We start from the raw sequence: 6,040 nt of genomic DNA, 5'->3' as shown, positions 1-6,040 counted from the left end.
TCCTTATCTGGACGTTGAGCGGCACACTTTTTACTAGCCACCAAGCACTAACAACGAAGCACTACTAACTAAGCACTATTTTTTCCCAAACACCCGCTGCAAAATGGCGGTGCTCTGCGCGGCCGGGTTTTGACGGATTTTGGCTTCTTGCTGGGCCAGCAGAATGAAAAGGCCGTCCACGGTTTGGGCCGTTACGTAGTCGGTGAGGTTGTTTTTGGCCGGCGTCATCAGCGGGATTTTGTTGTAGCGGTCGATGAGCTTGGCATAGGCGGCATTGGCGCCCACTTGGTCGAGGCTCTGCACGATGCTAGGGCGCAGGGCGGCCACCAGCGCCGCTTCCGAGTTTTTACGCAGCAGCTGGGTGGCAGCGTCTTTGTTGCCGCTGGTCACGAGCGTGAGGGCGTCGGTGAGGGTGAGCTGCTGCACGGCGTTGAGGAAGATGTCTTTAGCCGCGGGCGCGGCCACCTCGGCGGCGCGGTTCATGAGGTTGGTAGCTTGCTCTACGGCCGCTTTGCCCAGCGGGCCGGGCAGGGCGCTGAGGGTAGTGGCCACCAGTTGCGCATCGGCCGGGAACGGAATGCGGATGTCGTCGTTGAGGTTAAAGCCGTCTTTTTCGGAGGCGAAGGCCACGGCCTTGGTTACGCCGGTGGTCAGGGCTTCTTTCAGGCCGGTGTTGGCTTCGGCCTCGGTGAGGGGAGCTACGGTAGTGGGGGCCGGGGTAGCCGCGGCAGCAGTAGTCGTTTTTTTGGTGGTCGTAGTTTTGGCGGCGGGCTTGGCAGCCGCCTTTTTAGTAGTCGTTTTTTTGGTCGTAGTAGTCTTTTTAGTTTGCGCTACGGCCGGCGCAGCGGCCAGCAAGGCCAGCGCGAGTAGGAGATTTTTCATAAAAATCAGTAGGAAAAAGGCGGGCTCAAAAACCAGACGGCTCGTATAGCTGTCCTGCGAGCACCGCTACGCAAAGTTGCCTACAAAACCTTGCCAAACTCCGCACTACCCCCTTCATGGACGTTGAAATCATGACCATCGGCGACGAACTGCTCTACGGGCAGGTCGTGGATACCAACTCGGCCTTCATGGGCCAGCAGCTCGGCCGCCTGGGTTTGCGCGTGCGCCAAATCACGAGCGTGAGCGACCGCGCCGACGAAATAGTGGCCGCCCTCGACCAGGCCCGCCAGCGCGCCAAAGTTATCCTGACGACCGGCGGCCTAGGTCCTACCAAAGACGACCTGACCAAGCACGTGCTGGCGCGCTACTTCGGCCGCGGGCTGGTGCTGCACGAGCCCACGCTGCGCCACGTCGAGGAAATTTTCAAGCGCTTCAACCGCCCCATGCTCGACGTGAACCGCCAACAGGCGCTGGTGCCCGAAGGCACCGAAGTGCTGCACAACGCGGTGGGCACTGCCCCCGGCATGTGGATAGAGGACCAGGGCACCGTATTTATCAGCATGCCCGGCGTGCCCTTCGAGATGAAGCGCCTCATGCAAGACGAGGTGCTGCCCAAGCTCCAGCAGAAATTCGACCTCGCCCCCATCGAGCACGTGGTGGTGATGACGGCCGGCCTAGGTGAGTCTTTCCTGGCCGAGAAAATTAAGGACTGGGAAAGCGCCCTACCACCCAATATCAAGTTGGCTTACTTGCCCAGCCTGGGCAGCGTGCGCCTGCGCCTCACCGGCACCCCCGATGGCCAGCCCGACCTGCGCGGCCGCATGCTGGCCCTGCTGCCCGCCCTGCGCGAGCGCATCGGCGAGTACATTTTCGCCGAAGAAGACTCGCCCCTCGAGGTGGTAGTAGGCCAAATCTTGAAGGCCCACAACTGGCAGCTCGGCACCGCCGAGAGCTGCACCGGTGGCGCAGTGGCCGCCCGCATCACCAGCGTGCCGGGCAGTTCGGCCTACTTCCGCGGCAGCGTGGTGGCCTACGACAACGACATCAAAGAAGCCCTCCTCGGTGTCAATGCCGAAACCCTGGCCCAGCACGGCGCCGTGAGTGAGGCCACCGTGCGCGAGATGGCCGAAGGGGCCCGCGCCCGCCTAGGGTGCGACTTTGCACTGGCTACCAGTGGCATTGCCGGCCCCGGCGGCGGCACGCCGCTCAAGCCGGTGGGCACCATCTGCATCGCCTGCGCCACCCCCCACGGCACCGTGAGCCGGCAGATTAACATCGACCGGGGCCGGCAAACCAATATCGAGTACACGGCCCAGGCGGTGCTGATTTTGCTGTGGCAGCAACTGGCAGGGCATAAGGAGTCGGCGTTGTTAAAGGTGTAATTCTCGCCACCCGTGAAACCTCACCCCCCGGCCCCCTATCCAAAAAAGAGGGGGAGCCGACCGTAAACGAACGTAAGCAATCATTAAGTAGGCGTCCGGCTCCCCCTCTTTTTTGGAGAGGGGGCTGGGGGGTGAGGTTACACGGATGGCGAGTGCGAAACACTCCTCTTAGAAGCAGCGTAAAAAGAGTAAAATACGAACGGCTTTCAGCGTATGCTGAAAGCCGTTCGTATTTTACCAGAAGTCGTCCGGCTCCCCCTCTCCTTTTCGGAGAGGGGGCTGGGGGGTGAGGCGACACGCCTAACGAGCAACCTAAGCCGCCACCAACTCAGACGTTTTAACCTTTGCCTCGGTAGCCTGCGCCACCACTGGCGCGCCGGCCAGTATCTCGTCATTCGCGGCGGCAGCGTATTTCTCAAAATTGGCGATAAACTTACCAGCCAGCTGATTAGCCGCCCGGTCGTAGGCTTCTTTATCGGCCCAGGTGCGGCGCGGGTCGAGCAGCTCGGTCGGAATGCCGGGCACCGCGCCGGGCACCTGCACACCAAATACGGGGTGCGAGCGGAACTTCACGTCATCGAGTTGGCCCGTGAGGGCAGCCGTAATGAGGGCGCGGGTGCAACTCAGCTTCATGCGGCTACCCACACCGTAGCCGCCGCCCGACCAGCCGGTGTTCACCAGCCACACGTTGACGGGGTGCTCGTCTAGTTGGCGGCCCAGCATCTCGGCGTATTTGGTGGGGTGCAACGGCAGGAATACTGCCCCGAAGCAGGCCGAAAAAGTAGCCTGCGGCTCCACGATGCCCATTTCGGTGCCCGCCACCTTGGCCGTGTAGCCGCTCAGGAAGTGGTACATAGCGTGGCTCTTGTCGAGCTTGCTCAAGGGGGGCAGCACGCCGGTGGCGTCGGCGGTGAGGAAGAAAATATTGTTCGGCACCGGCCCGGTGCTCGGCACCGCGATGTTGGGGATGTAGTCGATGGGATACGCCGTGCGGGTATTTTCAGTCACCGACTTGTTGGCGTAGTCCACGGTGCGGGTGCCGGGCACGAAGCGCGTGTTTTCGACAATACTGCCAAATTTAATAGCGTTCCAGATTTCGGGCTCTTTTTCGGCGCTTAGGTCGATAACCTTGGCGTAGCAGCCGCCCTCGAAATTGAAGATGCCGCCCTGACCGGGCAGCCAGCCGTGCTCGTCGTCGCCCACGAGGTGGCGGTTGGGGTCGGTGCTGAGGGTAGTTTTGCCGGTGCCCGAGAGGCCGAAGAACACCGCCGCATCGCCGTGCGAGCCGATGTTGGCCGAGCAGTGCATGGGCAACGTGTTTTGCTCGTGGGGCAGCAGGTAGTTGAGCACGCCGAAGATGCCTTTTTTCATCTCGCCGGCGTAGCCGGTGCCACCAATAAGCAGCAACTTCTTGGTGAAGTTGAGAATGGCAAAGTTCTTCTGCCGGGTGCCGTCCACGGCCGGGTCGGCCTCGAAACCGGGCGCGCAGATGATGCTGAAGTCAGCCGCCCAGCTGGTGTCTGCGCCTTCTTCGGGGCGCAGGAACATATTGTAACAGAAGAGATTGTGCCAGGCCAGCTCATTCACGATGCGCAGCCTAAGCTGCGAGGCGGGATGCGCCCCGGCGTAGCCTTCGCGCACGTACAGCTCCTTGTCTTCCAGGTAGGCCACCATCTTCTGGTGCAGCTGGTCGAATTTGTCGGCCTCAAACGGAATGTTGATGTCGCCCCACCACACGCTGTCGGCCGTCTTTTCGTCGCGCACGATGAAGCGGTCCTTGGGCGAGCGGCCAGTAAACTGCCCGGTATCGGCCATCAGCGCGCCCGTGTCGGTGAGCACACCTTCTTTGCGGCACACGGCGGCCTCGACCAGCGCGGCGGGCGGCAGGTTGAGGTGAGCGTGGGCCAGGCGGCGGAAGCCCAGGGGCTGCAAGCGGCTCAGGATGTTGGCGGTAGCTGACATACGTGGAAAATGAGTGGATAAGAAAGAAGGAGCTTGGAAATAATGCCGCGCAGAAAAGCGGATACTCTCTTCTGCGCGGCAACTACGCTGGGTGGGAATATGACACAAATGTACGTCAGCGAATTTTATTTGTTAGCGAAAATTCGCTAACAAATAAAATTCGCATTTTTTGGCCCTCCTTTCTGTATAAGAAGGAGCGGTTCATACCCACCGGCCCTATTTTTACCCCATGCTAAACCACGGCCAGGTTGTCCGTCTTATTTTTGGCTTGAAGCTGCGCGAACTGCGGCAGGAGCGCGGCCTTTCGCCAGCCGAGCTGGCGCGGGCCTGCGACCTAAGCGTGAGCTACCTCAACGAGATTGAGAAGGGCAAGAAATACCCCAAGGCTGATAAAATATTGAGCCTGAGCAAAGTGTTAGAGGTGCGCTACGACCAGCTGACATCCACCGCGCTGCCGCGCCGCCTCGAACCCATCGCCGATTTGCTGCAATCGCAGGCGCTGCAAGAGTTTCCGCTGGAGCTGTATGGCTTGGAGCCCATGCAGCTGTTCGAGCTCATCGCCAACGCGCCGGCCAAGATGAACGCCTTTATCAGCACGCTCTTCGAGATTGCGCGCGATTATGAGCTGCGCCAGGAGCATTTTTTTGTGGCCGCGCTGCGCTCGTACCGCGAGATGCACGACAACTACTTCGAAGACTTGGAACTGGAAGCACAGGCCTTCGTGGCCAGCCACCAGCTCGCGGCCGCCCCGCCCTTCGACCTCACCCAGCTCGAAACCCTGCTGACGCAGCACTACGGCTACACCATCGACCGCACCACGCTGGCCGGCAACCCGGTGGTAGTGGTCGGGCGGCTCCGTTCAGTGTTCCGGCCCGCCACCAAGACCCTGCTCATGATACCTACCCTGAGCCGGGGCCAGCAGGCCTTCGTATTGGGCCGAGAATTGGGCTTTAACTACTTAAAACTAAAAGAGCGGCACTACGCCAGCCCCAACCCACTGGAGCCCCGCTCGTTTGAGGAAGTGCTCAACAACTTCCGGGCCTCCTACTTCGCCAGCGCGCTGCTGATGGAAGAAGACAGCCTGGTACGCGACCTACAGCAGCTTTTTGCCGCCCCCATCTGGCAGCCAGCCACCCTGCTGGCCCTGCTCACGCGCTACGACGTAAGCCCCGAAATGCTGATGCAGCGCATTGCCACACTCCTACCCAAGCACTTCGGCCTCAGCAGCTTGTTCTTCCTGCGCTTCGACCAAGACCAGGCCGACGCGCCCTACCGCCTCACCAAGAAGCTGCACCTTTCGCGCCAGCACAACCCCCACGGCAACGAGCTACAGGAGCACCTCTGCCGCCGCTGGGTGAGCCTCCAGCTGCTGGCCGAGGGCCGCGCCCTACCGCCCACCGGCACCACCCGGCGCCTAGCCGCCGCCCAACGCTCGCAGTACTTAGGGACCGACGACGAGTACTTATGCTTTTCGCTGGCCCGCCTGGGCTCCGCCACCGAGCCCGCCATGAGCGTCACCATCGGCCTGCGCTGCGACGACAGCCTGCGCCGGCAAGTGGCCTTCCTTCTCGACCCCGCCCTACCCTTCATCATCGTCAACGAAACCTGCGAGCGCTGCCCGCTGGCCGACTGCACGGTGCGCGCCGCCCCGCCCACCCAGGTGCAGCAAGCCGCCCGCCGCGCCACCTTCGAGGCCGCCGTGGCGGAGCTGGTGCAGGGGTAGCGTCGCAAGCTGCACCATAGCGTCGTAGCGCGAACTTTGTAGTTCGCGTTTTTACGCCGGTCGTACGCAAAAAACGCGAACAACAAAGGTC

At 61.6% G+C, this 6,040-nt stretch carries 4 protein-coding genes; 2 read left to right on the top strand and 2 right to left on the bottom strand.

The window, feature by feature from the left end; genetic code table 11:
- Nucleotides 1–75: 75 nt before the first annotated feature.
- Nucleotides 76–882 (bottom strand): DUF4197 domain-containing protein, encoded by an 807-nt coding sequence (locus tag VFO93_RS06090; RefSeq protein ID WP_325133455.1) that lies wholly within the window; start codon nt 880–882, stop codon nt 76–78.
- 116 nt (nt 883–998) lie between these two features.
- On the opposite strand from VFO93_RS06090, the gene VFO93_RS06085 reads away from it, so the two are divergent.
- Nucleotides 999–2,264, top strand: coding sequence for a competence/damage-inducible protein A (locus VFO93_RS06085; protein WP_325133454.1), 1,266 nt, complete (start codon nt 999–1,001; stop codon nt 2,262–2,264).
- Between the two features lie 312 nt (nt 2,265–2,576).
- On the opposite strand, the gene pckA is transcribed toward VFO93_RS06085, so the two are convergent.
- Complete coding sequence (gene pckA, locus VFO93_RS06080) at nt 2,577–4,226, bottom strand: phosphoenolpyruvate carboxykinase (ATP) (RefSeq protein ID WP_325133453.1); 1,650 nt, start codon at nt 4,224–4,226, stop codon at nt 2,577–2,579.
- A 229-nt stretch (nt 4,227–4,455) separates the two neighbouring features.
- Here pckA and VFO93_RS06075 point away from each other — a divergent pair, with 229 nt between their 5' ends.
- Complete coding sequence (locus VFO93_RS06075; RefSeq protein ID WP_325133452.1) at nt 4,456–5,949, top strand: helix-turn-helix domain-containing protein; 1,494 nt, start codon at nt 4,456–4,458, stop codon at nt 5,947–5,949.
- The last annotated feature ends 91 nt before the right edge of the window (nt 5,950–6,040 follow it).

The sequence above is a fragment of the Hymenobacter sp. genome (assembly GCF_035709525.1).
Taxonomy (GTDB): domain Bacteria; phylum Bacteroidota; class Bacteroidia; order Cytophagales; family Hymenobacteraceae; genus Hymenobacter.
The sequence above is the reverse complement of the archived record's forward strand: the minus strand, read 5'-3'. Positions and strand labels throughout refer to the sequence as shown.

Excerpts from the sequence above, each read along its gene's own strand:
- VFO93_RS06090 (WP_325133455.1), bottom strand. The coding sequence starts at position 882 with ATGAAAAATCTCCTACTCGCGCTGGCCTTGCTGGCCGCTGCGCCGGCC.
- VFO93_RS06085 (WP_325133454.1), top strand. The coding sequence starts at position 999 with ATGGACGTTGAAATCATGACCATCGGCGACGAACTGCTCTACGGGCAG.
- pckA (WP_325133453.1), bottom strand. The coding sequence starts at position 4,226 with ATGTCAGCTACCGCCAACATCCTGAGCCGCTTGCAGCCCCTGGGCTTC.
- VFO93_RS06075 (WP_325133452.1), top strand. The coding sequence starts at position 4,456 with ATGCTAAACCACGGCCAGGTTGTCCGTCTTATTTTTGGCTTGAAGCTG.